General features: G+C 43.8%; 24 protein-coding genes, 1 pseudogene and 1 riboswitch. Of the genes and pseudogenes, 5 read left to right on the forward strand and 20 right to left on the reverse strand.

Annotated elements, in window-relative coordinates; genetic code table 11:
* Positions 1-122 precede the first annotated feature (122 nt).
* The gene (locus tag ACTSEZ_RS09690; protein ID WP_369733995.1) at positions 123-2,375 is read right to left on the reverse strand and encodes an ABC transporter permease; all 2,253 of its coding nucleotides are present in this window, start codon (positions 2,373-2,375) and stop codon (positions 123-125) included.
* Positions 2,372-3,073 carry an ABC transporter ATP-binding protein gene (locus ACTSEZ_RS09695; protein ID WP_369733996.1) on the reverse strand — a complete coding sequence of 234 codons (702 nt, stop codon included), beginning with the start codon at positions 3,071-3,073 and terminating at the stop codon, positions 2,372-2,374. The genes ACTSEZ_RS09690 and ACTSEZ_RS09695 overlap by 4 nt, the downstream gene beginning before the upstream one ends.
* Before the next feature lie 253 nt (positions 3,074-3,326).
* Here ACTSEZ_RS09695 and zwf point away from each other — a divergent pair, with 253 nt between their 5' ends.
* A complete protein-coding gene (zwf, locus tag ACTSEZ_RS09700) occupies positions 3,327-4,817 on the forward strand; it encodes a glucose-6-phosphate dehydrogenase (protein ID WP_369733997.1) in 1,491 nt (496 codons plus the stop codon).
* 60 nt (positions 4,818-4,877) lie between these two features.
* On the opposite strand, the gene ACTSEZ_RS09705 is transcribed toward zwf, so the two are convergent.
* The gene (locus ACTSEZ_RS09705) at positions 4,878-5,441 is read right to left on the reverse strand and encodes a hypothetical protein (RefSeq protein WP_369733998.1); all 564 of its coding nucleotides are present in this window, start codon (positions 5,439-5,441) and stop codon (positions 4,878-4,880) included.
* Positions 5,438-5,650, reverse strand: coding sequence for a hypothetical protein (locus ACTSEZ_RS09710; protein WP_369734000.1), 213 nt, complete (start codon positions 5,648-5,650; stop codon positions 5,438-5,440). Before ACTSEZ_RS09710 ends, ACTSEZ_RS09705 begins: the two co-directional genes overlap by 4 nt.
* 229 nt (positions 5,651-5,879) lie before the next feature.
* Here ACTSEZ_RS09710 and ACTSEZ_RS09715 point away from each other — a divergent pair, with 229 nt between their 5' ends.
* Positions 5,880-6,287: a YhfM domain-containing protein gene (locus ACTSEZ_RS09715; protein WP_369734094.1), complete on the forward strand. Its 408-nt coding sequence runs from the start codon at positions 5,880-5,882 to the stop codon at positions 6,285-6,287.
* Positions 6,288-6,517: 230 nt separating this feature from the next.
* Here ACTSEZ_RS09715 and ACTSEZ_RS09720 read toward each other — a convergent pair whose 3' ends face one another.
* The 3 genes and pseudogenes from ACTSEZ_RS09720 to ACTSEZ_RS09730 form a co-directional block, all read right to left on the reverse strand.
* The gene (locus ACTSEZ_RS09720; protein ID WP_369734001.1) at positions 6,518-7,000 is read right to left on the reverse strand and encodes a hypothetical protein; all 483 of its coding nucleotides are present in this window, start codon (positions 6,998-7,000) and stop codon (positions 6,518-6,520) included.
* Positions 7,001-7,012: 12 nt separating this feature from the next.
* Positions 7,013-7,438 carry a hypothetical protein gene (locus ACTSEZ_RS09725; RefSeq protein ID WP_369734002.1) on the reverse strand — a complete coding sequence of 142 codons (426 nt, stop codon included), beginning with the start codon at positions 7,436-7,438 and terminating at the stop codon, positions 7,013-7,015.
* A gap of 901 nt (positions 7,439-8,339) precedes the next feature.
* Positions 8,340-8,783, reverse strand: a pseudogene (locus ACTSEZ_RS09730) (SMI1/KNR4 family protein); the annotation flags it as partial.
* A 221-nt stretch (positions 8,784-9,004) separates the two neighbouring features.
* On the opposite strand from ACTSEZ_RS09730, the gene ACTSEZ_RS09735 reads away from it, so the two are divergent.
* On the forward strand, positions 9,005-10,036 hold the full coding sequence (locus ACTSEZ_RS09735; protein ID WP_369734004.1) for an SDR family oxidoreductase: 1,032 nt from the start codon (positions 9,005-9,007) through the stop codon (positions 10,034-10,036).
* Positions 10,037-10,086: 50 nt separating this feature from the next.
* Here ACTSEZ_RS09735 and ACTSEZ_RS09740 read toward each other — a convergent pair whose 3' ends face one another.
* The 6 genes from ACTSEZ_RS09740 to ACTSEZ_RS09765 form a co-directional block, all read right to left on the reverse strand.
* Entirely contained in the window at positions 10,087-10,482 is a 396-nt protein-coding gene (locus ACTSEZ_RS09740; protein ID WP_369734005.1) for a VOC family protein, read from the reverse strand.
* 309 nt (positions 10,483-10,791) lie between these two features.
* Positions 10,792-12,162, reverse strand: a complete 1,371-nt coding sequence (locus tag ACTSEZ_RS09745; protein ID WP_369734006.1) for an MFS transporter — start codon at positions 12,160-12,162, stop codon at positions 10,792-10,794.
* Between the two features lie 143 nt (positions 12,163-12,305).
* Positions 12,306-12,734 carry a VOC family protein gene (locus tag ACTSEZ_RS09750; RefSeq protein WP_369734007.1) on the reverse strand — a complete coding sequence of 143 codons (429 nt, stop codon included), beginning with the start codon at positions 12,732-12,734 and terminating at the stop codon, positions 12,306-12,308.
* A 163-nt stretch (positions 12,735-12,897) separates the two neighbouring features.
* Positions 12,898-13,080 carry a YqaE/Pmp3 family membrane protein gene (locus tag ACTSEZ_RS09755; protein WP_029279862.1) on the reverse strand — a complete coding sequence of 61 codons (183 nt, stop codon included), beginning with the start codon at positions 13,078-13,080 and terminating at the stop codon, positions 12,898-12,900.
* 99 nt (positions 13,081-13,179) lie between these two features.
* Positions 13,180-14,592, reverse strand: coding sequence for an NADP-dependent phosphogluconate dehydrogenase (gnd, locus tag ACTSEZ_RS09760; protein WP_369734008.1), 1,413 nt, complete (start codon positions 14,590-14,592; stop codon positions 13,180-13,182).
* A gap of 104 nt (positions 14,593-14,696) precedes the next feature.
* Complete coding sequence (locus tag ACTSEZ_RS09765) at positions 14,697-15,938, reverse strand: DNA polymerase IV (protein WP_369734009.1); 1,242 nt, start codon at positions 15,936-15,938, stop codon at positions 14,697-14,699.
* 167 nt (positions 15,939-16,105) lie between these two features.
* A riboswitch (cyclic di-AMP (ydaO/yuaA leader) is annotated at positions 16,106-16,246 on the forward strand.
* An 88-nt stretch (positions 16,247-16,334) separates the two neighbouring features.
* Between ACTSEZ_RS09765 and gltT the strand changes: the two genes are divergently transcribed.
* On the forward strand, positions 16,335-17,597 hold the full coding sequence (gene gltT, locus ACTSEZ_RS09770) for a glutamate/proton symporter GltT (RefSeq protein WP_369734010.1): 1,263 nt from the start codon (positions 16,335-16,337) through the stop codon (positions 17,595-17,597).
* A gap of 37 nt (positions 17,598-17,634) precedes the next feature.
* Here the strand turns inward: gltT and ACTSEZ_RS09775 are convergent, their stop codons facing one another.
* The 6 genes from ACTSEZ_RS09775 to mce all read right to left on the reverse strand — a co-directional run bounded on the left by ACTSEZ_RS09775 (position 17,635) and on the right by mce (position 22,347).
* Entirely contained in the window at positions 17,635-17,865 is a 231-nt protein-coding gene (locus tag ACTSEZ_RS09775) for a hypothetical protein (protein WP_029279856.1), read from the reverse strand.
* 495 nt (positions 17,866-18,360) lie between these two features.
* Positions 18,361-18,537: a hypothetical protein gene (locus ACTSEZ_RS09780; RefSeq protein WP_369734012.1), complete on the reverse strand. Its 177-nt coding sequence runs from the start codon at positions 18,535-18,537 to the stop codon at positions 18,361-18,363.
* 108 nt (positions 18,538-18,645) lie between these two features.
* Complete coding sequence (gene msrA, locus ACTSEZ_RS09785) at positions 18,646-19,173, reverse strand: peptide-methionine (S)-S-oxide reductase MsrA (protein WP_203287963.1); 528 nt, start codon at positions 19,171-19,173, stop codon at positions 18,646-18,648.
* Positions 19,174-19,237: 64 nt separating this feature from the next.
* Entirely contained in the window at positions 19,238-20,362 is a 1,125-nt protein-coding gene (locus ACTSEZ_RS09790; RefSeq protein ID WP_369734013.1) for a M20/M25/M40 family metallo-hydrolase, read from the reverse strand.
* Between the two features lie 18 nt (positions 20,363-20,380).
* Positions 20,381-21,928, reverse strand: coding sequence for an acyl-CoA carboxylase subunit beta (locus ACTSEZ_RS09795; RefSeq protein WP_369734095.1), 1,548 nt, complete (start codon positions 21,926-21,928; stop codon positions 20,381-20,383).
* Positions 21,929-21,930: 2 nt separating this feature from the next.
* Complete coding sequence (mce, locus tag ACTSEZ_RS09800) at positions 21,931-22,347, reverse strand: methylmalonyl-CoA epimerase (RefSeq protein ID WP_369734014.1); 417 nt, start codon at positions 22,345-22,347, stop codon at positions 21,931-21,933.
* Between the two features lie 182 nt (positions 22,348-22,529).
* On the opposite strand from mce, the gene prli42 reads away from it, so the two are divergent.
* Positions 22,530-22,622 (forward strand): stressosome-associated protein Prli42, encoded by a 93-nt coding sequence (gene prli42 / locus ACTSEZ_RS09805; RefSeq protein ID WP_369734016.1) that lies wholly within the window; start codon positions 22,530-22,532, stop codon positions 22,620-22,622.
* 435 nt (positions 22,623-23,057) lie between these two features.
* On the opposite strand, the gene ACTSEZ_RS09810 is transcribed toward prli42, so the two are convergent.
* Positions 23,058-23,573: a L,D-transpeptidase gene (locus ACTSEZ_RS09810; RefSeq protein ID WP_369734018.1), complete on the reverse strand. Its 516-nt coding sequence runs from the start codon at positions 23,571-23,573 to the stop codon at positions 23,058-23,060.
* Positions 23,574-23,589: the final 16 nt, after the last annotated feature.

Here is a 23,589-nt window from a genome sequence, read left to right on the forward strand (position 1 = left end):
ACCTTTTGGTTTCATGTCCACATGAACTCTCTCGTTTATCCTTCTCCTTTTTAGTATTCATCAAAAAAAGACAATCACATATAAATGCAATTGTCTCTCTCAAATTTCCAGGGCAATACTCCTTACTCCTGGCGCTTCAGCACTTCCTGCAGCGGAATGCGGCTGATTTTTCGTTTTGATAGCTGCAGGGAGGTTACATATGATGCATATATGATGATAAAACCGGCGGCGATCATCAGGTATTCGGGTTCGATGGGAAGGGAGAATCCCGTTGATTCCGAAACGGATGCCATAAGTCCTTTGTAGCTGATAAATGCGAGGGGAACACCGAGTACGTATCCCGCTATGACGACCGGAGTATAGACATTCAGTAGAAGGGATGAAATTTCTTTCCGGTCATAGCCCATGACTTTCAACAGGGAAATGTTCACGGTGTGCTCATCCATCATCATGCTGGTGATCAGGTAAATGATGAGGAGACCGATCAAAAAGGCGAACACCCCGATCACAGCAGCCGAATAGTTGGTCGGCTCAAGGAGCTGTTCCATGCCTTTTTTCATGGCATTTTTGTCTTCAATCGCAGCGATTGCTTCACCAGATTCCTTTTCTGGCTTTTCAAGCGTCCATTTTCCGATGTATGCATCTTCTTCAAGGTTCAAAAAGCGGTTTACGTCCCCGCGCTCCATATAGATGGCATGACCGATGAAGATTTCTGCAACACCGGTGATAGTGACGGATTGCTCCTGGTCTGTCCAGGGATTTTCAATCGTGATGGAATCTCCGGCTTTAAGTCCTTCAGCTGCGGCCAAAGCCTGAGTTACGACTGCCCCGTCAGGAAGCTTGCCGTTCAGCTCTGTCCCGCTGCTGTCAATCAGTTTCAGCCTTGGTGTTGAGGGGTCCATTCCAATGAGCTGCGTTTTAACATCTTTTCTGCCGTCTTCCCCTTTTATAATGGCTTCTGCTGCAGAAAACGGACTTTCCTCTGCTGCAGCAGGCTCTGTTTTTACTTCCTGAAAATAGACCGCATAGTTATAGCGATAGGCATCTTCATATGTTTTTTCCATCAGCACGTTCATTGAATTCATGGAAATGAATCCAAAAGTGACTAACAATGAAGAAAAGAGAATGCCTGTAAACAGGACAAGGCTCTTGGATGGACTGCTGAGCAGCATCTTCAGACGGAACCTTCTTTTAAAGCTCCATTTCAAAGGGAGCTTTATTGCTCCTTTTCTTGAAAAAGACGGTCTGGAATGCAGCAGTTGGAGCGGCGGTTTGTTGACTTTTTTCCTGATTGTCAGGAAACCGGCCAGACAGAGAACGAAGATTGGCACGGCAAATCCCGCAATCAGAGTCACCGGATCAAAGGCAAGCCGGTTTAAAATAGGAAGATTGTAAAAAGCGGTGTAGAGCTCTGTCAGCGGTCCTGCTGCAACTAGTCCTGCCGCTATCCCGACTACCGTGCCGGCAACGGAAATGATCAAAGGATACATCATAAAGGAGACCGTGACCTCTTTTCTCGTATACCCGAGTGCAAGAAGGGTTCCAATTTGAGTGGACTGCACGTCTATTTGCCGCTTTAGCATTAAAACGACCATAAACAGGGCAAGCAGCCCGATAAAGACGGGAAGGACACTTCCAAATGACTGATTTGACTCAATTTCTGCTTCAATGTATGAAATTCTGACGTTGTCTTTGGCATCCGTCCATTTCAATACAGGGACTGTTTCTGAAACAGCCTTTTTCAGGCTGCTTAAGGAACCGCTGTTTTCAAGAAATCTGCCGGTGTAATAAACCGGCGGCTGATTTCCCCCTGGAAAATCCTCATTAGCCATCAGGACGACACCGAATGTTTTCGGATCAGCCATCAGGTCATTCTCATTTTGAACACCGTAAATATAGTCCGGAAGATAAACATGGGCCGTTATTTTGTAGGTATTCCCGCCGGCGTCAAAGCTGTCTCCCACTTTCAGCCCGTGTGCGCCTGCAAAAGATGGTGTTGTGGCTGCTTCATTTTTTCCATCCGGAAGATTGCCCATGACCACATACGGTTCATTGATGCCTTGCTGAATGGAAAGAATACGGGCAGTAACTCCCTCCTTCCATTCGATATCAAGCCATTGGCGGGCCTGGATTGTTACGCCAAATTCCTTTTCGATAGATGCGAGCTGATCCTCAGACAGGCGCTCTCCTGCTGTAAATTGAAAATCCTCCTGCTTATACTCTTCTCTGAACTGCTGATTGCTCGAATCCATCAGTGCCATTGTGCTTGAGAGCGTCACAAAAAGCATGACGGCAACTGCAAGAAGGAGAGCTGAGCCTCCAAACTGCAGCGGCTTTTGCCTGATGGTGCGCAGGGCCATGGCCGTGATTTTCATACCCATTTCACCTGCTCTGCAGGTATTGGAGCTTCATTTTTAACGGTTTCAATGATTTTTCCGCTTTTCATTTTCATGACGGTATGGGCCATATCGGCAATGCCTGGATTATGGGTGATCATTAAAATGGTTGTACCGTACATGCGGTTAATTTCCTGAATAAGCGAGAGAATTTTTTTCCCGGTCTCTTCATCGAGAGCTCCTGTCGGTTCATCGCAGAACAGGACACTTGGATTTTTGACGATTGCCCGTGCAATGGCTGTTCTCTGCTGTTCCCCTCCGCTTAATTGATGCGGAAATTTGTGCTGATGTTCACTCATTCCAACTTTATCTAGAATTTCATCAGGTGAAAGAGGTTCAGCGCTGATGTCAGCGCCTGTTTCAACATTCTCCCTGACAGTCAGCGCAGAAATAAGATTATAGGACTGAAAAATAAAGCCCGCGTGCTTTCTTCTAAAATACGTTAGCTGCCTGTCGTTCATTTCATGAAGGTTTTCACCCTGGACGGTGACCTGCCCCCCGTCCGCTCTGTCAATGCCTCCGGCCACGTTCAGAAAGGTGGATTTCCCGGAGCCGGATGGTCCCAGAATGACAATGATTTCTCCTTTTCCGCAGGCAATGCTTACGTCATTTAAAGCAGGCACCTCTACTTCACCTGTACGGTAAATTTTTTTGACATTCTTAAAGATGAAACTCATACAGACACCCCCGATTATTTCTAGTATCTTCCTCCGTATCGTACTAAAAATCTTCCTTCTTGCCGATCTCTTATTTTACCTGTAATCATTTTCATTTCCGTTTTATGGGTACAATAGAAATGGTTCATACTACTTATGTAGGAAATTGATCTTAAATGTTTGATTTACTTCCTGGTTAGCATTAAAATTAAGTACTTGAACAGGTTACATATCATTTTTAATAAATCCGCTGATACAAAGTGAGGTTCAATACATGAATACGGAACATAAACCAAAAGCAGTAATCGTAATTTTCGGAGCAACAGGAGATCTTGCCAAGCGCAAGCTTTTCCCCTCCATCTACCGTCTGCACCGCAGCAAAAAAATCGACAGTGACTTCGCTGTTGTAGGTGTGGGCAGAAGACCGTGGACGAATGAAGAATTCCGCTCAAACGTCAGCGACTCGATTCAGTCATCGATTAAGCAGTCATCTGAACTCGATGAATTTGCATCGCATTTTTACTATCATCCATTTGATGTGACAAATCCATCTTCCTACCTTGAACTGAAAGGAATGCTTTCAGACCTTGACGGCAAGTACGGCATCCCTGGAAACAGAATGTTCTACATGGCGATGGCGCCGGAATTTTTCGGAACGATTGCCCGGAATTTAAAAAGCGAAGGCCTGACAGCGACAGACGGCTGGAGCCGACTTGTCATTGAAAAGCCGTTCGGACACGATCTGCCTTCTGCACAGGAGCTGAACGATGAAATCCGCGAAGCTTTCTCGGAAGATCAAATTTACCGCATTGACCACTATCTCGGAAAACAGATGGTGCAGAACATAGAAGTGATCCGCTTCTCAAACGCATTGTTTGAGTCGGTATGGAACAACCGCTATATCTCCAACATTCAAGTTACTTCAAGTGAAGTTCTTGGGGTTGAAGACCGCGGACGCTACTACGAAAATTCAGGTGCACTTCGTGATATGGTTCAAAATCACTTAATGCAAATGGTCGCCCTGCTTGCGATGGAGCCGCCGATCAAACTTGAAACAGACGAAATCCGTTCTGAAAAAGTGAAAGTGATGCGCGCACTCCGCCCTCTTACAGAGAAGGACGTGCCTGATTACTTCGTACGCGGACAGTACGGCAAAGGAGAATCAGAGGACGTATCTGTTCCGGGCTACCGCGAAGAAAGCAATGTAGATCCTGAATCCAATACAGAAACATATGTTGCCGGCAAGCTGATGATCGACAACTTCAGATGGGCTGGCGTGCCTTTCTATATCCGCACAGGAAAGCGCATGACGGCAAAATCAACGAAGATTGTTGTTCAGTTCAAAGACCTGCCGATGAATCTCTACTCAAATGACGTAGACAGCAAGCATCCGAACCTGCTTGTTATTCACATTCAGCCGGATGAAGGCATCACGCTTCATCTGAATGCCAAAGAAGCAGGCGGCGGCTCTTACGTCAAGCCGATTAAGCTTGACTACTGCAGCAACTGCGTAGACCAGTTCAACACGCCTGAAGCCTATGAAAAGCTCATCTACGACGGCTTGCGCGGAGATGCCACCAACTTCACTCACTGGGATGAAGTTTCCCTCTCATGGAGCTATGTGGACACTATCTCAAAAGCATGGGAAACGCACAAAGCAGAATTCCCTAACTACGCAGCCGGCACAATGGGTCCAAAAGCCGCTGACGAACTGCTTGAAAAAGACGGCTTCCACTGGTGGCCGATTACGGATATGGTTGATTAATTCTATGTTATACGCACCGCTTTTAGCGGTGTTTTTTTATTGCATAAAAACTTAAAAACGTCACAAGTTCATATTCCGGTTTAAAAGCAGATTGTATTCAGTCCAGTATTCATCGTACAATTCTTTATCAAAGTCATCAGTAATCCGTTTTTCTTTTGAATGAACAAACAATTCTTTCGCCTGAAGGGCAAAAGAGAGGATCTGGTTTTTATAATCGATGCTGCTTATTTTCACTTCTAACCCTGGATAATAGATACTCCCCGTATCCGGATTGGTTGTAGTTATTTTCACAAAATCCGATAGTGTCACGTGGCCGTCCAAATGTTTGACGCTCCAATGGATAGAAATGGGGCAGCCCATCATCATGATGGCCCCGCATCCATGGAGGATCAGGCCTTCATCAAGTTCAGGATCGCAGCAATAATCATTTTCAAGGGTACGCAGAAGTGCCAGAGCAGACTCGCTGATTCCCCATTCTTCGTTAACAGATGATTGTGTAATAATCGTATCATGAACACTTAAGAAAATTTCACCGTGAGAACACAAGTCTAGTTCGTCATATTCATCATTGCACAGCCATCCTTGGTTCTCGATTTTGATTGTAAAGGGATTTGGCCGTATCATTGTTCATTCTCCTGTTCCGTAGGCTTCTTTCTTTGTTTGCTTCCTGGAGAGATTAACCAATTTATAAATATAATGATCAATCCTAAAGCAAAAGCTTCAATTAAATTATCTTTCCAAAGCAAAACTCTTGTTTCCTGGTAATCAAAAAATATGTTTGTTGAACCAATCAACAAAACTAGAACAAGGAAATAAATGAGCTCTCTTTTCAATTCATCAGCTCCGAACAATTTATTTTGAGGGTACTCTTATTATTTAAGCAGCTGCTCTTTACCATTTTATTCTGATTCGCTGCCTCCAAATCCTCCTGCATTCGTGTCAGAACACTGTTTTCTTAAAAATTGTATATGAAGAAAGCATAATAAGTCATGGAAGAATTTGAAACTTTTTTTTGATATATACGTCTGATTATGTTAAAAGGAGAGGTTGAACTTGAAAAAAATGAAGCTATTACTATTTTTAATGGCAGTAATTCCACTGTTTGCAGCAGGTTGTTCAAACGGTACAGCAGCTGAAAGCATTGAAGTTCTACAGCGTATTGGTGATGAAAATAAATACGATGATTTCAATGTCATTACAGATAATGAAAAAGTAAAAAAAGCGGAAGAAATAGTAGATGATGCTGATTGGGAAAATGTAAAAGTAGATATGGCACGTCCTGCTGACTTCCAATTTTCTTTCCCGAATCCAGAAGCCAAAGTGGCTTTATTTGAATTGTGGATAAGTCCAAATAAAGACAAAGTAGAACTCGCAATTGATGCTGAAAGTAAATATATTCAATTAGACAAAAACAAGTCGGCAGAACTGTTTGAAATACTGACTGGCGAACAGTTATCTGAGCAGAAATAATGAATGGCCTCAATTTAGAGGCCATTTTTATGTATTCCTATAAACAGCTCAACGGACACACAATGAGGAATCAGTTACCTGAACTGCTTATCATGTAGTCTTTTGGAACAATTCCCCCGTCATCATCATATTTTTGCACCGAGGCTTTGAACGAACAGATCATCATTGGTTCATTATCAATACACTGAGAATTTCAATGTCTTATAAGTGAAATTCCCATAGTTTTTCTCCTAAAATTCGGTGGAAGAGCTGTTACTGTTGGTATTCTTAACTTTGTATATGACAGCAGCAGCTATTGTTCCTATTATAAAGAGAACAGCTAGTTTAATTACTCCCTGCTGACCATTGAAAAACCCATCAAAAAAACTTCTCACTTTATATTCTCCATTTTGGTAAGCCTTGATATATCGCCCAGTAGGCTCTTTTACTGCGATAGCTTCTTTAGTGCTGATACCTTTTATAGAAAAATACTTCGTTCCTTCTTTGAAGGTATTTGAAAAGTTACCAGGATATGAATCCATATCTGAATACTTCGTTACGTGTCCGATTTCCATTTTGATATCGCTGACATACTCGTCACTAATAACGTAAATATGATCCTTCCAGACTACAAATGAATAAGCCCAGGATGTTGCAAGTGATTTACTGGAGAACAGAAACAAACATATAAAAACCATTAAACTTACGAGAGAAAGTAAACGCTTACTTTTCATATAGATTCCCCCTTATTCATATTTCATTATGTTTAACCACTGGCCATCCGGACCTATTGTGATATGAGGGATTTTATTTAACTCAAATAGGTTATAAAAATCATCGCGCTTATTAAGTTTTGATAGGTGCAATGTCACATCTGTTTCAGAAAAAACAATATAGTCCATTGTTGTTGACCGCAGATAAAATTCATAGATAAATTGTTTATTAAGGTCCTTTACGTACCCCACCTCACCAGTATCCCACTTATAAAAACCGGATAACGAAATGGTTTTAACTGAGATGAAATTTGAAGAGAGTGTAGTAAACAGTTCTTCTTCATAGTCTGGAATGATTGTATAGATGTAACATCCGTTCTTATAAAAAGAAGATACCTGATTTATCAATTCCTGTTCTCCAATTTCTTTGTCGAGGAAAACCTCTGTTCTCTTAAACAATCGATCAACCCCATTCGTTCTAATTATGTAAAATCAAAACACAATACATCTTTTAATAAGAAGGCCCTGTTAAATTTTCATGTTGAAATTAGATTAAATTAAAAGGAAACCAAACTTACAGTGGTTTCCTAATCACTTTCTGAAATAGCACTCAATTATTTAAGGACATTCACGTTCATACTAAAATGAGCCAAGACAAATCAAAACCAATCTTTTACATAAGCAACTAATCCCAATAATGCACCTATTCCCGACCCAATAAAAACAGGCACTGCGAAATTTGATTTATTTCTTTTTTTGCTTAGTTTTACATTATTGTGACTCATAAAAAAGCCCCTTCTGTATAATATTATTTATTAACTATACGAAAAAAACAGGAAAAATTTTCAGTACTATCGTAGCTAATTATCTCCTTTTTTGTTTGTTCCCTTTATTCAACAAAGATGCTGCGATAGCTGAAAAGATATCACCGAGAAGAGTTAAAAGAGTACTCATGTATGTCACTCCTACCTATTAATCAATTTATGCTTTATATGACATCCACTTCACATTACTGCACAGGGTTCCGGAAGTAAAATTCCTCAAAATCCTTTATTTCATCGTCATTTCTTATCAAAAGCACAATCTTCTTTACTGTCTTAGGAGAGAGAACTCCCTTTTCAAGGAATTCGTTGCCATAAGTGACAGCTAACTCTTTAATCCCAAGTATAGGACTTTGCAGGAGTAATATCACACTTTCCTCAATGAAGCGTTCATTTCCTGCATGATTAAAGTAGAGATAATCCAGGGCAGGAATGATTTCTTGCTCAATGTTTGTTAGAAAAGTGACTTGGAGTTCCTCATAAGTCCAAACCCGTTGGTCTTGTTCAAAAAAAAATTCATCATGCCAGATTTCTTCTCCGGTATACAATCCATTTAAAAAAGCTTCAAAGTCCGGAGCAAGTTCAATTATTAGTTCTGAATCTGCCTCAATATAAATGATTGGCGGATTTTCTTCCGTCTTTCGATAATCAAAAGCAATCCAGGAATGCCCGTCTCCAGAAAAAATAACAATGTTAGGCTGCAGTCCCCACTCGCTTATCAAATATTCACTGTTTAAAATACTGTTATGTTTTTCACCTATCCCCCAAATATGGCCCACTTGAACATGGTCATCTGCCCAGGATGTCGGGACATTCGTCGGGAACAATTTGTCATTAAGGGAGCCGCCATTTTGTTCTTTAAGAAGAGCTAGATAGGATTTCGGCAGCTTAACTTTGAGTATTTTTTCAGCATGTTGAACTACTTCATCTGTTAAGCAGCTTAATTGATAATAATCATCATCTTTTTGCCAAATTGTTTTCAAGATCCATGTACTCCTTATAAGCGGAATTCAGCTGCCGTTTTTACACTTACTTCAACAACTGAGTCTTTTATCCTCTTTTAGAAACTGATTTACTCCAAATACTTTAATCAATCGTTTAAAGAACGCTATTGCAAAATCATATTCATTGACAGAACCTACAATTAGTATTACTGTATGTTTAAACACTTAAACATTTAGCGGCTGGAAGGATGATCTTACGAATGAAGAAAACCGTACTTGTCACAGGAGGAACCGGCTATGTTGCAGCCTGGGTCGTAAAGGAGCTGCTTGATGGCGGCCATGATGTAAGAATGACTGTCCGCGATGCAGCGAAGACAGAAAAATACCAGCATCTCCTGGATGCGGAGAAACAATCTACCGGTAAACTGACAGTCTATGAGGCCGATTTACTTAAAAAAGGAAGCTTCGATGAAGCCGTGAAAGGCACTGAGTATGTGTTTCATACCGCGTCTCCTTTTTTCATCAGCGGATTTAAAGATGCTCAGAAGGAATTGATTGAACCGGCTCTGGAAGGCACGAAAAACGTTCTGGAGTCTGTCAGACGCTCACCTGATGTGAAACGGGTTGTCCTTACGAGCAGTGCAGTGGCCATTTTTGGGGATAATGCGGATATGGAGGGCAAGTCCTCGTTTAATGAAAAGGATTGGAACACAACAAGCAGTGTTTCCCATCAGCCATACAGCTACTCAAAAACACTGGCTGAAAAGGCTGCCTGGGAAATGGCGGACAAGCAGCACTTTGATTTAGTCACCATTAACCCAACCTTTATTCTTGGTCCGTCTCTTTCAAAACGCTCAGATTCAACGAGCATCAGTACGATTCTCGATCTTCTGAAAGGCGGATTTAAAAGCGGTGTGCCAAACTTAATCAACGGAACCGTTGATGTGCGTGATGTTGCAAAAGCCCATGTGCTTGCAGCCTTCACAGAATCTGCAAAGGGCAGATACTTGATTTCAAATGAGGAAGCTTCCCTGCTTGATATGGCCCGAATATTTGAAGAGAACCGCCCAAATCACTATCCTCTTCCAAAACGCGAAGTGCCAAAGCCTCTTATCTGGCTGATTGCACCGAAAGTAGGCCTGACACGGAAGTATGTCAGCAAAAACGTTGGAGTAAATGCCCGCTTTGATAACAGAAAAAGCATAGATGAACTTGGCATATCTTATAGAAGTCTAAAGACGACACTGATTGATCAGAATGAGCAGCTTGAGGCTGACGGCCTGCTTGCATAATAAGACCAAAAAAGATGATTTCATGATGAAATCATCTTTTTTATTCATTGTTACCCTTTAAGGACGGAAGAGGAAATAGTCTTAATCTCCAACAATTCTATGGAATTACCATCTGGATCTAAAATTCCTACTGAGGATCGACTCTCCTCTCTATTAATACCCTGAATTTGTTTACCACCACACTGAGAAACTTTAGAAAGTACTTCTTCCAAGTTTGATACTTGTACAGTAAATTGGATATTATTTTTTTCGGATTTTATACCCAGCATTTCATTCGGGCAAAATAATAAACCAATGCCCCCAATCTTTCCTTTATAAAATCTAAACTCCCCCACCTTAAAAGAACTCAAATTGGCGTTTAAAAGTTGATTATAAAAATCAACCATTTCATATTCTTGATTATAAGCAATTGTAATTTGCGATATCGAAAAAGGTTTTTCATTCATAACTAGCACCTCCATCTCTTATTCAACCCTACTGCACGTTTGTTGAATAAGTTGGGTATATTTTTTAACCTTATTACACATTCGCTTTAACGATCTTTCAATCCTTTTTTAACCGAAATTTGGAAGTGTTTCAACGATTGAATTAGCAAACCAAATTTTAGCGTGACAAAAGTACTTGTCATCTTACTAAAACTTATGTGAATTGGTGCTGGTTGAGGTAATTAAAGCGGTGAATTTTCACCAGAGTTCATATATACCAAAGAAAAAACCGCAACGAATTAGTTGCGGTTTTTCATGCTGATTTCTATTCTATTTGGCTTGAAGCAGCTTTGCATTTCTTTGAATATACGATAAGAAAATAATGCTGGAAGCTCCAATCAGCAATGTCATCCCCCAGAAGATGTTTGTGTAAACAGCTGCGCCCGAAACACCATGCTGCCATTCAATCAAGAGACCTGACAGTGCGACACCAAATGCTCCGCCGAAAAATTGGATCAGCTGCATCAGTCCCATGCCCGAGCCGATTTCATCCTCCGGCAGGATGCGGGATGCTTCGTTTGCGATGCTTGAGGTCAGGCTTGAAAAACCTGTGCTCATAAACATGTAGGCAACCAAAATCGCATATGGATTTTCTCCTGAGAACAAAGCCAGAATCAACAGTGAAATCATGAGCATCACATGGCCAAAGGAGATAAGCGGTATATTTCCGAATCTGTCAATCAGCCGCCCAATGAACTGTGCGGCAACCGCTGAAAGGATGGCACCCGGAAAAATAATCAGACCGATGGCTGCCGGATCTTTTTCAAACAGCTCTGTCAGGATGATTGGCATCATAAAGAGCACGGAAAAATGCAGAATAAATCCTGAGAACGCTGATAAAGCAAGCTTCACATACTGTTTGTTTTTAAACAGCGAAGGCTGCATGAACGGCAGGCTGACTTTATGAATATGCCTCCACAAGAGGTACAAGATGGCCAGCGAGCCAATCAGAAGAGGCACTGACATGGTGGATAAAAAGAGCAGCAGACCCGTAACTCCGAGCCCCGTCAGCAATCCACCGACAGAATCGAAGTGTACCTTATGCACTTCTTCTTTTGGAAGCAATTTTTTAAACAAGGGAAGAAGCAGGACTACAAATGCCGTGATTACGAATAAGTAGTTCCATCCAAGATAGGTTGTAATGGCTCCGCCAATAACGGGTCCAAGTCCAAAACCGAGCGATGCCGCAGACGAAATCAGTGACATCGCCTTTCCTCTTCTTGAAATCGGAATATATTTACCCGCCAAAACCATTGCAAGCCCAGGCACAGCACCTGCTCCCGCTGCCTGAAGAACTCTTGCGAATAAAAGCAGATAAAAGCTTTCAGAAAAAAATCCGATAATGGAGGCTGCACCAAGCATGGCAAGCCCGACTGCAAGCAGCCTTGAGATCGGAATAAAATCTGATAAACGGCTGTACGTGAGAGTTGAGATGGCAAAAGCAATCGAATATCCTGACACAATCCAGGATGCAGTGCCGGATGAAAGGCTTAAGTCGCGAAGCACGCTCGGCAATGCGACATTAAACATCGTCGTGTTCATCACAACGAGCCATACGGTTAAACTCCACAGCCATACAATTCTGTTTTCATATTTTAAGCCAGGAACTGCTGGCGGTCTTTCTTCTATTTTCGTTGACATTCTATCCCGCCCTCAGCTTTTTATTTCGTATACCTAAAGAAATATATACTCTTACAGCCTCTACAGTCAACCGATTTGCTTTGATCGGTCCTGTAAAAAGATGAAAACCCTTCTTAACCAAGAAGGGCTTTCTTTTAGGCTTATTATTTGTTTTCTTTAACAGCAGATACTTGCCATTCAACACCATATTTGTCTTTAACTTGTCCGTATGCCGGACTCCAGAATGTTTCCTGTAGAGGCATTGTGACATTTCCGCCTGCAGAAAGCTTTTCAAATACATCTTTGGCTGCGTCTGCTGAATCGATATGAATCGCGATGGAAAGCTGCGAACCGAGAGTATACGGCATTCCAGGGAACGTATCTGACAGCATCATGAGTGTATTTCCGGCCTTAAACTGTGCATTCATCACACGGTCCTTTGCATCAGCGGGAATGGGATGATTCGGATCCTCCGGCATTTCCCCGAATGTTTGAATCGAAACAAGTTCAGCATTTAATGCATTCACATAAAACTTCACTGCCTCTTGACCATTTCCATTTGTTACAATGTAAGGATTTACTGATGTGATCATGTTACACCTCATCATCTCATTTTTTAAACAGAACACTCGTTCGATATTATCATAGCATGGTTCGTTTTCATTTACCACACATTTTTCAGAAAGCAAACAAAGCCCGCCACTCTATTTCTCTAGAGTCGGGCTAATTTCCTTCAGAGTCAGCATCTTTTTTAAGTTACCTCACTCCGTACTTCTTCATTCGCTTCTCATCTTTTGCATCCTTCACCACAAGCACGGCGTGAATAGCTCCCGGAAGATAAAAAATGAGCGTCAAAATCAGGTTAAGCAGCGCCTGAAACGGTCTGCCGACAAACAGTACGGCAACAGGCGGCAGTAAAATCGCCAATAAATAAAGCATCACCATTCCCCCGTTCTTTTCTTATCCGTAACATTTTACCCGGATTTCCCGGTTTAAAAACAGTAAAAAACACGGAGCACAAGGCCCCGTGTTCTGTTTTTACTTAGACATCCATTCTGTATGGAAAATGCCTTCTTTATCTGTACGCTGATAAGTGTGCGCTCCGAAATAGTCGCGCTGCGCCTGAATCAGGTTGGCAGGCAATGTAGCCGTGCGGTAGCTGTCGTAATAAGAAAGGGCAGCTGAGAAGCTTGGCACCGGAACACCTTGCTCTATGGCAACAGTCAGCACTTTGCGTAGAGCTCCCTGGTAGCTTTCTGCGATCTCTTTGAAGTATGGATCAAGCAGAAGATTTGCAAGCTCGCCGTCACGGTCATACGCATCTTTGATTTTTTGAAGGAAGGCTGCACGGATGATGCATCCGCCTCTGAAAATCATCGCGATATCGCCGTACTGAAGATCCCAGTTGTATTCTTCAGAAGCTGCTCTCATTTGGGCAAAACCTTGTGCATACGAGCAGATTTTGCTCATATAAAGCGCTTTGCGGACAACTTCGATCAGTTCTTTTTTGTCACCTTCATATGGTGTAACAGAAGGACCTGAAAGAATGCCGCTCGCTTTTACACGCTCATCTTTCATGGCAGAGATGAAGCGGGCAAACACGGATTCCGTAATAATCGGAAGCGGAACACCTAAATCAAGGGCACTTTTGCTTGTCCATTTTCCAGTTCCTTTTTGTCCTGCTGTATCAAGAATCACATCAACAAGCGGCTTGCCTGTTTCATCATCTGTTTTTGTGAAAATGTCAGCCGTGATTTCAATCAGATAGCTGTCAAGCTCGCCTTTATTCCACTCGGCAAATACTTCATGCAGTTCCTGTGCAGATAGGCCAAGAACATTTTTAAGGATGAAATACGCTTCTGAAATCAGCTGCATATCGCCGTACTCAATGCCATTGTGCACCATTTTCACATAATGGCCCGCACCGTCAGGACCGATGTAAGTTGTACATGGATCTCCGTCCACTTTTGCAGATATCGCTTCAAAAATCGGCTTTACAAGCTCAAATGCTTCCTTTTGTCCGCCAGGCATGATGGAAGGTCCTTTAAGGGCTCCTTCCTCTCCGCCTGAAACGCCGGTGCCGATAAAGTGAATGCCGCTTTCAGCAAGCTCTTTGTTTCTGCGCTGTGTATCTGTGTACAGCGTATTTCCGCCGTCGATCAGAATATCGCCTTTATCAAGGTGAGGAAGAAGCTGCTCGATCGTTGCATCTGTTGCAAAACCGGCTTTTACCATAAGAAGAATTTTGCGCGGTGTTTCAAGAGACTGAACAAATTCTTCAATGCTGTATGTACCTGTCAGGTTCTTGCCGCTGTGTTCTTTCAGCATTTCTTCTGTTTTATCTGAAGAGCGGTTATATACGGATACCGAATAGCCGCGGCTTTCTATATTAAGAGCGAGGTTTTTGCCCATGACGGCTAAACCGATGACGCCAATTTGCTGTTTAGACATGTTTTTACTCCCTTTCTGTCCCAAATATCGTTTTTCGCATGAATATGCATTCCTTCTGTAAAATAACACAGTGCCCTTGCTTTTATCAAGGAAAGCGCCTTGTCTCATTCCCGTAAAAAATCTTTATTGAAACTTGTCCCGCTCGTTTTATCATCTTCCAGGCGGACCTCTTTCATCCCGCGTTTAATGACACTTTCGCCAAATTTTTTCTGAATGTCCTCAATCGTTTTAAAAAGCGGCTCTTTTTTTGCATCCTCCTGAAAAGAAAACAGATCCAGCTGTTTATAGGCAGCTCCTTTTGGCACAAGGTCCTGGCACGTCACCCCGAGCAAACGTACGGGATCTCCCGTCCAGTGCCTGTCAAAAATCTCTTTAGCGTGAGTGTAGAGCTCTTCCTTTTCACCAAGCGGATTATTGACTGTCCGGCTGCGGGTAAATGTGCTTCTGTCTGAGTAGCGGATCGTAATAAAGATCTTTGTTCCAAGCACCTCTTTCCGTTTCATCCGCATGCTGACGGACTGGGAAAGGCGGATCAGAGTATCGTACAGGACGCGAACATCACTTGAATCTTTGGAGAGAGTGGTAGAATTCCCAATGCTCTTAAAATCATGGATGCTGTCCGGGTTCACTTCCCTGCTGTCTATGCCGTTTGCCCTTTTTTTCAGCCGTTCACCGTTAATACCCAGGAGCTGTTTCAATGAAATCGGATCGGCTTCAGCCAGATCTTTGATCGTCTGAACGCCGATGGTGCGGAGTTTTTCTGCCGTTTTTTCCCCCACTCCGTGCATCTCCCCTGCTGGAAGCGGCCACAGTGTCTCGTGAAGCTCCCTTTTCCTGAGGACGGTGATGCCCAGGGGCTTTTTCATATTGGAAGCCATCTTGGCAAGGAACTTATTCGGGGCAATGCCAATGCTAGATGGCAAAAGCAGCTCTTCAAGCAATCGCTGCTGAATCGTTTTTGCCACTTGAAGCGGATTGCCTTCCTTCAGATATTCCGTCAAATCCATATACCCTTCATCAATAGATACAGGCTCCACCAGCTCGGTAAATTCTCTTAAAAGGTCGAACATCGCTCTTGATGCCTTCCGGTACCGGTCAAAATTCGGCTTCCTGACAATCAGTTCGGGACAATGGCGCTTCGCCTGCCACAACGGCATGGTTGTTTTCACGCCCCTGGCTCTTGCCTCATAGCTGCACGTGACAACAATTCCCTTCCGTTCTTCCACATTTCCGGCAATGGCCAGCGGTTTCCCCCTCAGCTCAGGCTCAAACGCCATCTCAACTGATGCGTAAAAACTGTTCATATCCACATGGAGAATCACTCTTGGACCGTTTCGTCCGTTCATTTCCATTCAACTTCTTTCAAGGCTCTTTTATGTTAAAAGTTTACCATAACCCTAATGAGAAGTACCAACTGAGCGTATCGTCCAGGCTGAATGCTAGTAAAAAACAATTGACAACTTGTCTGCATTCAGAGTAAATTATATCTTGTGTGATTTTATAAACAGACAAACTTCATAATAAGCTTAATCTTTTCAGAGCGGGGGAATCATGCATTTGGTAAGACTCTTACCTTGGGGTGAATCCGTAAATGGAAGGGAACTCTCAATCCCGAATCCGACAGTTAACCTCGTATGCTTTATTGGGAGAAAGACTTTAATTGTGTATTAAAGACCTTTCTTACTTTAGATTGGTCTTTTTTTGTATTTTCAGAATTCTTACATCAAAGAGGAGGTTCATCTATGAAGAAATTTCGTTTGGGACTGGCTTCCCAAATTTTCATTGGTTTGATTTTAGGTATTTTAGTTGGTCTCATCTGGTTTAATGACCCTCGCCTTGCAGCCGTGCTGCAGCCGCTTGGCGACTTGTTTCTCCGTTTGATCAAAATGATCGTGATTCCGATTGTCATCTCCAGTCTGATTGTTGGAGTTGCGGGTGCCGGGAGTGGGAAAAACGTTGGAAGACTCGGCGGAAAAACCATTCTCTATTTTGAAATCATTACAACCGTTGCGATTATACTCGGTGTATTGCTTGCAAACGTCTTTCAGCCGGGACAGGGTGTTGACCTTGAATCTGCCCAAAAGACAGATATCCAGCAGTATGTTGACACATCTGAGGAGCAAAGTGAAAAATCGGTTGCCGAAACGTTCCTTCATATCGTGCCGACGAACTTCTTTAAATCTGTCGTAGAAGGCGATATGCTTGCCATTATCTTTTTCTCCGTCCTCTTCGGACTTGGCGTAGCAGCCATCGGAGAACGCGGAAAGCCCGTCCTGCAATTCTTTGACGGTGTTTCACACGCGATGTTCCACGTCGTAAATCTCGTAATGAAAGTGGCTCCACTCGGCGTGTTCGCACTGATTGGAGTAACCGTTTCGAAATTTGGAATTGATTCACTGCTGTCTCTTGGAAAATTGGTTCTATTAGTATACGCTGCATTGATTTTCTTCCTGATTGTCGTTCTGGGTGCAGTGGCGAAATGGGCGGGCGTTAATATCTTTATGCTGCTGCGCTACATTAAGGACGAGCTGCTGCTTGCCTTCAGTACGTCAAGCTCTGAAACCGTCCTTCCCCGCATCATGGAAAAGCTTGAAAAAATGGGATGCCCTAAAGGAATCGTGTCTTTCGTCGTTCCGATCGGATACACTTTTAACCTTGACGGATCAGTGCTTTATCAGGCCATCGCTGCCTTGTTCCTCGCACAGGTCTACGGCATTGAATTAACAATCGTTCAGCAATTAACGCTGATCTTAGTCTTGATGGTTACGTCTAAAGGGATGGCTGCCGTTCCTGGAACATCCTTCGTCGTGCTGCTTGCCACTCTCGGAACGATCGGTATTCCTGCAGAAGGACTTGCCTTCATTGCAGGTGTTGACCGCATCATGGATATGGCCCGCACAGTCGTCAACCTTGTCGGCAATACACTCGCTGCCATCGTGATGTCAAAATCAGAAGGCCAGTACAACCGGATTAAAGCGGATGAAGTGATGAAAGCAAGTGCATAAATAAGTTGAGCCCCCGGAAAATGTTCCGGGGGTTTTGTTAGTTCTTCTTGTACTTCTTGAATACATATGTAAGCACTCCACCAACAATTCCAATCATGGCAGCAACCGGTGCAGAAAACACAAATCCGATTGCTATTGCAAATCCGACTCCGGCACCTACGGACGGGTCCTCGTTAGGATAAAATTCTGCAAAGAGTGCCAGCCCCAGACAGATTAGAATAAATGATCCAATCCCTGTAATCAAAAACCCCTGAAAAAAATGTTTCATCTTATGCTCCCCATGATTTTATTGAAGTTCTCTCTCGTGAGAACATGGATTGTGTATTTGCTTACCCTCGCAGATCGTTTCTCAGTTTACGAGGGTACGATTCACCACTTTGCTTACCCTCCCACATCGTTTCTCAGTTTCCGAGGATACGATTCGAGGATTTGCTTACCCTCCCACATCGTTTCTCGGTTTCCGAGGATACGATTCGAGGATTTGCTTACCCTCCCACATCGTTTCTCGATTTCCGAGGGTACGATTCACCACTTTGCTTACCCTCCCACATCGTTTCTCAGTTTCCGAGGGTACGATTCGGCCTTTTGCTTACCCTCTCACATCGTTTCTCGGTTTCCGAGGGTACGATTCATCCATTTGCTTACCCTTCCACATCGTTTCTCGGTTTCCGAGGGTACGATTCTCCCTTTAATTTAGCTCTCGGTCCCGAAACTCAAAAACACACCATCCCTTACAAGAATGATGTGCTACGCTTGCCCCTGATTACTTGCACTCTACCTTATCAAATCCAAACCGCTCCAGAAATTCATTGTAAGCTTCCATTCTGCCGAGGATTTTTCCTCTTTCCAGCTCTTCCATGTTCTCCTGGAGGAGTTTGCAGTTTTCTTCGGCTCTTGTTCTCACGTACGATGCAATGGCACTTTCATTAAATGTATTCATTGTAATCACTCTCCTTAATATGGAAAATACCCATTGCAGACCTTATACAAACACAGAGCCGAACATCGATAAAGCCCTCCGTCCAGATGAACAGAGGGCTTGCTTGCTTTATTTCTTCCAGTTGTTCCGGATAAACTCTTCTCTTCCGGATTCTTCGCGTTCCTGTTTGTATTTTTCAGGGTTTTTCGCGTAGAATTTCTGATGGTATTCTTCTGCCGGATAAAATGGGGCAGCAGGCAGAATCTCTGTCACGACAGGCTTTTGAAAGCGTCCGCTTGCGTCAATTTCCTGCTTTGTTTTTTCAGCCTTCAGCTTTTGCTCTTCTGTGTGATAGAAAATGGCAGTGCGGTACTGGCTGCCGCGGTCGAAGAACTGGCCGCCGTCATCTGTCGGATCAATCTGCGGCCAATAGAGTTCAAGCAGGGTGTCATAGGAAAAGACATCCGGATCAAAGGTAATTTCAACCGCTTCCCTGTGTCCTGTTTCACCTGTTTTGATTTGTTCATATGACGGATTTTCAAGTGTTCCCCCCGTATAGCCTGAAACAACTTCAATAATCCCCGGCTGTTCGTCGAACGGCTTCACCATGCACCAAAAACAGCCGCCTGCAAATGTTGCCTTTTCTCTTCTTCCCATGATCTGCACCTCTTTCTATGATGTAAAACAGCAGACACAATCCATGTGCCTGCCATTTTTTCAATTATTCGCTTTTAGCTACTTCTTTGATTATTGATACCACAAGCTCGGCTGTTTTGACAAGTTCTTCGATTGGCATCTTCTCATTTGTCGTGTGGATGTCTTCGTATCCGACAGCAAGGTTGACAGTCGGGATGTCAAAGCCGGCAATTACGTTTGCGTCACTTCCGCCGCCGCTTGTCTGAAGTTCGCTTGTGCGGCCGATGTTTGCTGCCGCGCGCTTTGCCACTTCTACAACGTGATCTCCTTCGCCAAACTTAAAGCCAGGATACATCACTTCGATTTCAACTTCTACACGGCCTCCCATTTCAGCCGCCGCACTTTCGAACGCTTCTTTCATTTTAGCTGTTTGAGCTTCCATTTTTTCAGGAACGAGTGATCTCGCTTCAGCTAGGATATTCACTTGGTCGCACACAATGTTTGTTTGCGTGCCGCCTTCGAATCGTCCGATGTTGGCTGTTGTTTCATGATCAATTCTTCCAAGCGGCATTTTTGCAATCGCTTTTGAAGCAATCGTAATCGCAGAAATGCCCTTTTCCGGTGCAACGCCTGCGTGGGCGGTCTTGCCGAAAATAGACGCTCTCACTTTTGCCTGTGTCGGAGCAGCCACGATAATGGTTCCTACTTTTCCGTCACTATCAAGGGCATAGCCGAATTTAGCCGTCACTTTAGATCCGTCCAATGCTTTTGCACCTACAAGACCTGACTCTTCACCAACTGTGATAATGAATTCAATTTTCCCGTGTGCGATATTGTTTTCTTTCAGCACACGGACAGCCTCAAGCATAGCCGATAATCCGGTTTTGTCATCTGCTCCAAGAATGGTCGTGCCGTCTGTTACAATGTATCCGTCTTTAATAGAAGGTTTTATTCCTTTTCCCGGAACAACCGTGTCCATATGGGAGGTAAAATAAATCGGATCAATGCCGTCCTGCACAGCATCCAATGTGCAGATCAAGTTGCCTGCACCGTGACCTGTAATACTTGTTGTATCATCTTCTTCAACACGGACGCCAAGTGCTTCAAATTTCTCAGTCAGGACTTTGGCGATTTCTGTTTCGAATTTTGTTTCAGAATCAATTTGAACAAGCTCTAAAAACTCATTCACTAAACGTTCTTGATTAATCATGTTTGTTTCCTCCTAGGCTTAAAGCGGAATGTTTCCATGTTTTTTGGCAGGACGCTGCTCCTGCTTTGTGCGCAGCATCTCGAGCGCCTGAATAAGCTTTATTCTTGTATCGCGGGGGTCAATTACGTCATCGACCATCCCCTGGCTTGCTGCGACATAAGGATTGGCGAATTTTTCGCGGTACTCCTCAATTTTAGCTGCCCGCGTCTCTTCCGGATTCTCGCTGTTTTCAATCTCTCTGGCAAAAATAATATTCGCAGCACCCTGAGGACCCATAACTGCGATCTCGGCATTCGGCCAAGCAAATACCAGATCCGCTCCGATCGATTTGCTGTTCAGCGCCACATACGCTCCGCCGTATGCTTTGCGGAGAATGACCGTAAGCTTTGGCACCGTTGCCTCTGAGTAGGCGTATAAAATTTTTGCCCCGTGGCGGATAATTCCCCCGTGCTCCTGTTTAATTCCCGGGAAAAAGCCGGTCACGTCTTCAAAAGTAATCAGCGGAATCTGGAATGAATCGCAGAAGCGAATGAATCTGGATGCTTTGTCGGATGAATCAATATCAAGCCCGCCGGCCATATATTTCGGCTGATTGCAGACAAGGCCCACAACTTCTCCTTTTATGCGCGCAAACCCGACAACAATGTTTTTTGCAAAGTCTTTTTGAACCTCGTAAAAAGATCCTTTATCCGCGACTTCCTCAATGACCACTCTGACGTCATAGGGTCTAAGAGCATCAAACGGAATGCAGTCCGTGAGATTCGGCCTGTAGTCAGACTCTTCTTCATGCGGCAGAACCGGCGTTTTTTCCTGGTTGTTCTGCGGCAAATATGTAAGTAATTTTCGTACCTGGGAAAGCACTTCTTCCTCCGTCTGACCGGAAAAATGGGCATTCCCGCTGATCGTATTATGTACTTTGGCCCCGCCCAGATCCTCTGAGCTGATTTTTTCTCCGGTCACGGTCTCAATGACCTTAGGCCCTGTAATGAACATCTGACTTGTTTTCTCGACCATGAACACAAAATCGGTGATTGCCGGAGAATATACGGCTCCGCCGGCACACGGCCCGAGAATGACAGATATTTGCGGAATGACACCTGAATAGATGGTATTCCTGTAAAAGATCTGCCCGTAGCCATCTAATGATACCACACCTTCCTGAATCCTGGCACCTCCGGAGTCATTCAGGCCGACGAAAGGAGTTCCGCTTTTTGCGGCAAGATCCATGACTGCAGCAATCTTTTTGGCGTGCATTTCGCCCAAGGCTCCGCCAAATACCGTAAAGTCCTGTGAGAACAAATAAATTGGACGGCCGTTTACTTTACCGTAGCCGGTCACAACGCCGTCACCCGGCCCTTTTTTCCCGCTCAGCCCGAAATCATTGCAGCGGTGCTCAATAAAAGGATTCATTTCAACGAACGTGCCTTCATCAACCAAAAGGTCTATTCTCTCCCGTGCAGTCAGCTTGCCCTTTTCGTGCTGCTTTTCAATGCGCTCATCCCCGCCGCCCATCTCAACTTCCCGTCTCCGGTCATATAGCTCGTTGATTTTATCAAAGATATCGATGTTCATGATATCGTTCCTCCTTTCTTTTCACATAGTTCAACCAGCACTCCATTTGCAGCTTTAGGATGCAGGAAAGCAATGGAGGCACCGCCTGCACCGTTTCTTGGAGTATCATCGATCATTTTGATCCCATGTTCTTTCAATTCATGAATCCTCATTCCTATATCATCTACTGCCAAAGCCAAATGATGTATGCCTTCACCGCGCTTTTCGATGAACCTGGCTACAGCACTTTCTTTTGAAACCGGCTCAAGCAGCTCAATTTTCGTTTCCCCTGCTTTCAGAAAAGCCACTTTGACTCCCTGTTCTTCCACCGTTTCCACTCCTTCAAGCTTCAACCCGAGTGTTTCCTGATAAAAAGGAAGCACCGCTTCAATTGAATGGACGGCTACCCCAATGTGATCGACCTTTTTGACCATTTCTTCCCCTCCTCATGATGAAAACGCTTAACATCGTGAACATGACATACTTCTTTGCCAATCGACGAAATTCCTTCTTTTTCGGGCAAAAATGTCCATCTTTGTTCATATCTCCTCCCTTGTCCGTACCTCCTATCCGCGTTAAAATAAAAGGACAAACCCTCTGAAATGGAGTGAAAGACATGTCTAAACGATTTCAAAAAGTCATTATCTATCTCATGCTCTTCGTCATGCTGGCAACAACTCTTTTAGCTGGGATGAGCATGTGGTTCTAATAAGAAAAGCGGAATCGCCTTGTTCAGCTCCGAAGGACAGAAAAGGATTCGACGGAAAAAGCCGGTTTTGCTTTTTGCGGCGAAGCCGTTCTGGCCGTGGAGTTAGGCGATGGAGCTGGACAATGCGAAAAGCGGAGCCGACCGATTAGCCCTGACAGGCAGAAAAGAAATCACCCAAAAAGTCCGGGTTTAGACTTTTTGGGGGATTTTGTTCTGACGGAAGGGCTGGGAGGCGGAGCTGGACACCAAGAAAAGCGGAATCGCCTTGTTCAGCTCCGAAGGACAGAAAAGGATTCGACGGAAAAAGCCGGTATTGCTTTTTGCGGCGAAGCCGTTCTGGCCGAGGAGTTAGGCGATGGAGCTGGACAATGCGAAAAGCGGAGCCGACCGTTTAGCCCTCACAGGCAGATAAAAAGACGCCAAAAAAGGTGATTCTCAGGAATCACCTTTTTTAATTGCCCCTTTTTCAGCTGCGATCTCTTCAAAGGACTTGCCGTTTTTTGTGATAAACACTTTGGTCCCAACCGGAATATGTTCAAAGAGGATCTCGACTTCTTCGTTGTACATGCGCACGCACCCCTGGGTGACGAAGGATCCGATGGAATCCTCGTTGTTTGTGCCGTGGATGCCGTAAATCCGTCCATCTGTGTTTTCGGCGTCAAAGCCGATCCACCTTGTGCCAAGAGGATTTTTCGGATCTCCGCCGGGAATATCTTTTTTCCGGTAATAGGGCTCTGCCGCCTTAACTGTGATTGTAAATTCTCCCTCAGGCGTCAGATCATCGTTTTTTCCTGTTGCCACATCAAAGGTTTTAATAATCTGCCCGTTATCAATATAAGCAAGTTCGTTCGTCTGCTTATTAATGATGAGGTACGGATCGCCGACTGACGGATTTTGTCCGAGCGGCCAAAGCGGAGACAGGAACATTATGAGCAGGAACAGCATTTTCAAAGTCTATCACCCTTTT

This window comes from Metabacillus mesotrionivorans (genome assembly GCF_052171315.1).
In the GTDB taxonomy this organism is placed as follows: Bacteria; Bacillota; Bacilli; order Bacillales; family Bacillaceae; genus Bacillus_P.

Coding starts and splice junctions, on each gene's coding strand:
- ACTSEZ_RS09690 (WP_369733995.1), bottom strand. CDS start 2,375: ATGAAAATCACGGCCATGGCCCTGCGCACCATCAGGCAAAAGCCGCTG.
- ACTSEZ_RS09695 (WP_369733996.1), bottom strand. CDS start 3,073: ATGAGTTTCATCTTTAAGAATGTCAAAAAAATTTACCGTACAGGTGAA.
- zwf (WP_369733997.1), top strand. CDS start 3,327: ATGAATACGGAACATAAACCAAAAGCAGTAATCGTAATTTTCGGAGCA.
- ACTSEZ_RS09705 (WP_369733998.1), bottom strand. CDS start 5,441: ATGATACGGCCAAATCCCTTTACAATCAAAATCGAGAACCAAGGATGG.
- ACTSEZ_RS09715 (WP_369734094.1), top strand. CDS start 5,880: ATGAAGCTATTACTATTTTTAATGGCAGTAATTCCACTGTTTGCAGCA.
- ACTSEZ_RS09720 (WP_369734001.1), bottom strand. CDS start 7,000: ATGAAAAGTAAGCGTTTACTTTCTCTCGTAAGTTTAATGGTTTTTATA.
- ACTSEZ_RS09735 (WP_369734004.1), top strand. CDS start 9,005: ATGAAGAAAACCGTACTTGTCACAGGAGGAACCGGCTATGTTGCAGCC.
- ACTSEZ_RS09740 (WP_369734005.1), bottom strand. CDS start 10,482: ATGAATGAAAAACCTTTTTCGATATCGCAAATTACAATTGCTTATAAT.
- ACTSEZ_RS09745 (WP_369734006.1), bottom strand. CDS start 12,162: ATGTCAACGAAAATAGAAGAAAGACCGCCAGCAGTTCCTGGCTTAAAA.
- ACTSEZ_RS09750 (WP_369734007.1), bottom strand. CDS start 12,734: ATGATCACATCAGTAAATCCTTACATTGTAACAAATGGAAATGGTCAA.
- ACTSEZ_RS09755 (WP_029279862.1), bottom strand. CDS start 13,080: ATGCTTTATTTATTGGCGATTTTACTGCCGCCTGTTGCCGTACTGTTT.
- gnd (WP_369734008.1), bottom strand. CDS start 14,592: ATGTCTAAACAGCAAATTGGCGTCATCGGTTTAGCCGTCATGGGCAAA.
- ACTSEZ_RS09765 (WP_369734009.1), bottom strand. CDS start 15,938: ATGAACGGACGAAACGGTCCAAGAGTGATTCTCCATGTGGATATGAAC.
- gltT (WP_369734010.1), top strand. CDS start 16,335: ATGAAGAAATTTCGTTTGGGACTGGCTTCCCAAATTTTCATTGGTTTG.
- ACTSEZ_RS09775 (WP_029279856.1), bottom strand. CDS start 17,865: ATGAAACATTTTTTTCAGGGGTTTTTGATTACAGGGATTGGATCATTT.
- ACTSEZ_RS09780 (WP_369734012.1), bottom strand. CDS start 18,537: ATGAATACATTTAATGAAAGTGCCATTGCATCGTACGTGAGAACAAGA.
- msrA (WP_203287963.1), bottom strand. CDS start 19,173: ATGGGAAGAAGAGAAAAGGCAACATTTGCAGGCGGCTGTTTTTGGTGC.
- ACTSEZ_RS09790 (WP_369734013.1), bottom strand. CDS start 20,362: ATGATTAATCAAGAACGTTTAGTGAATGAGTTTTTAGAGCTTGTTCAA.
- mce (WP_369734014.1), bottom strand. CDS start 22,347: ATGGTCAAAAAGGTCGATCACATTGGGGTAGCCGTCCATTCAATTGAA.
- prli42 (WP_369734016.1), top strand. CDS start 22,530: ATGTCTAAACGATTTCAAAAAGTCATTATCTATCTCATGCTCTTCGTC.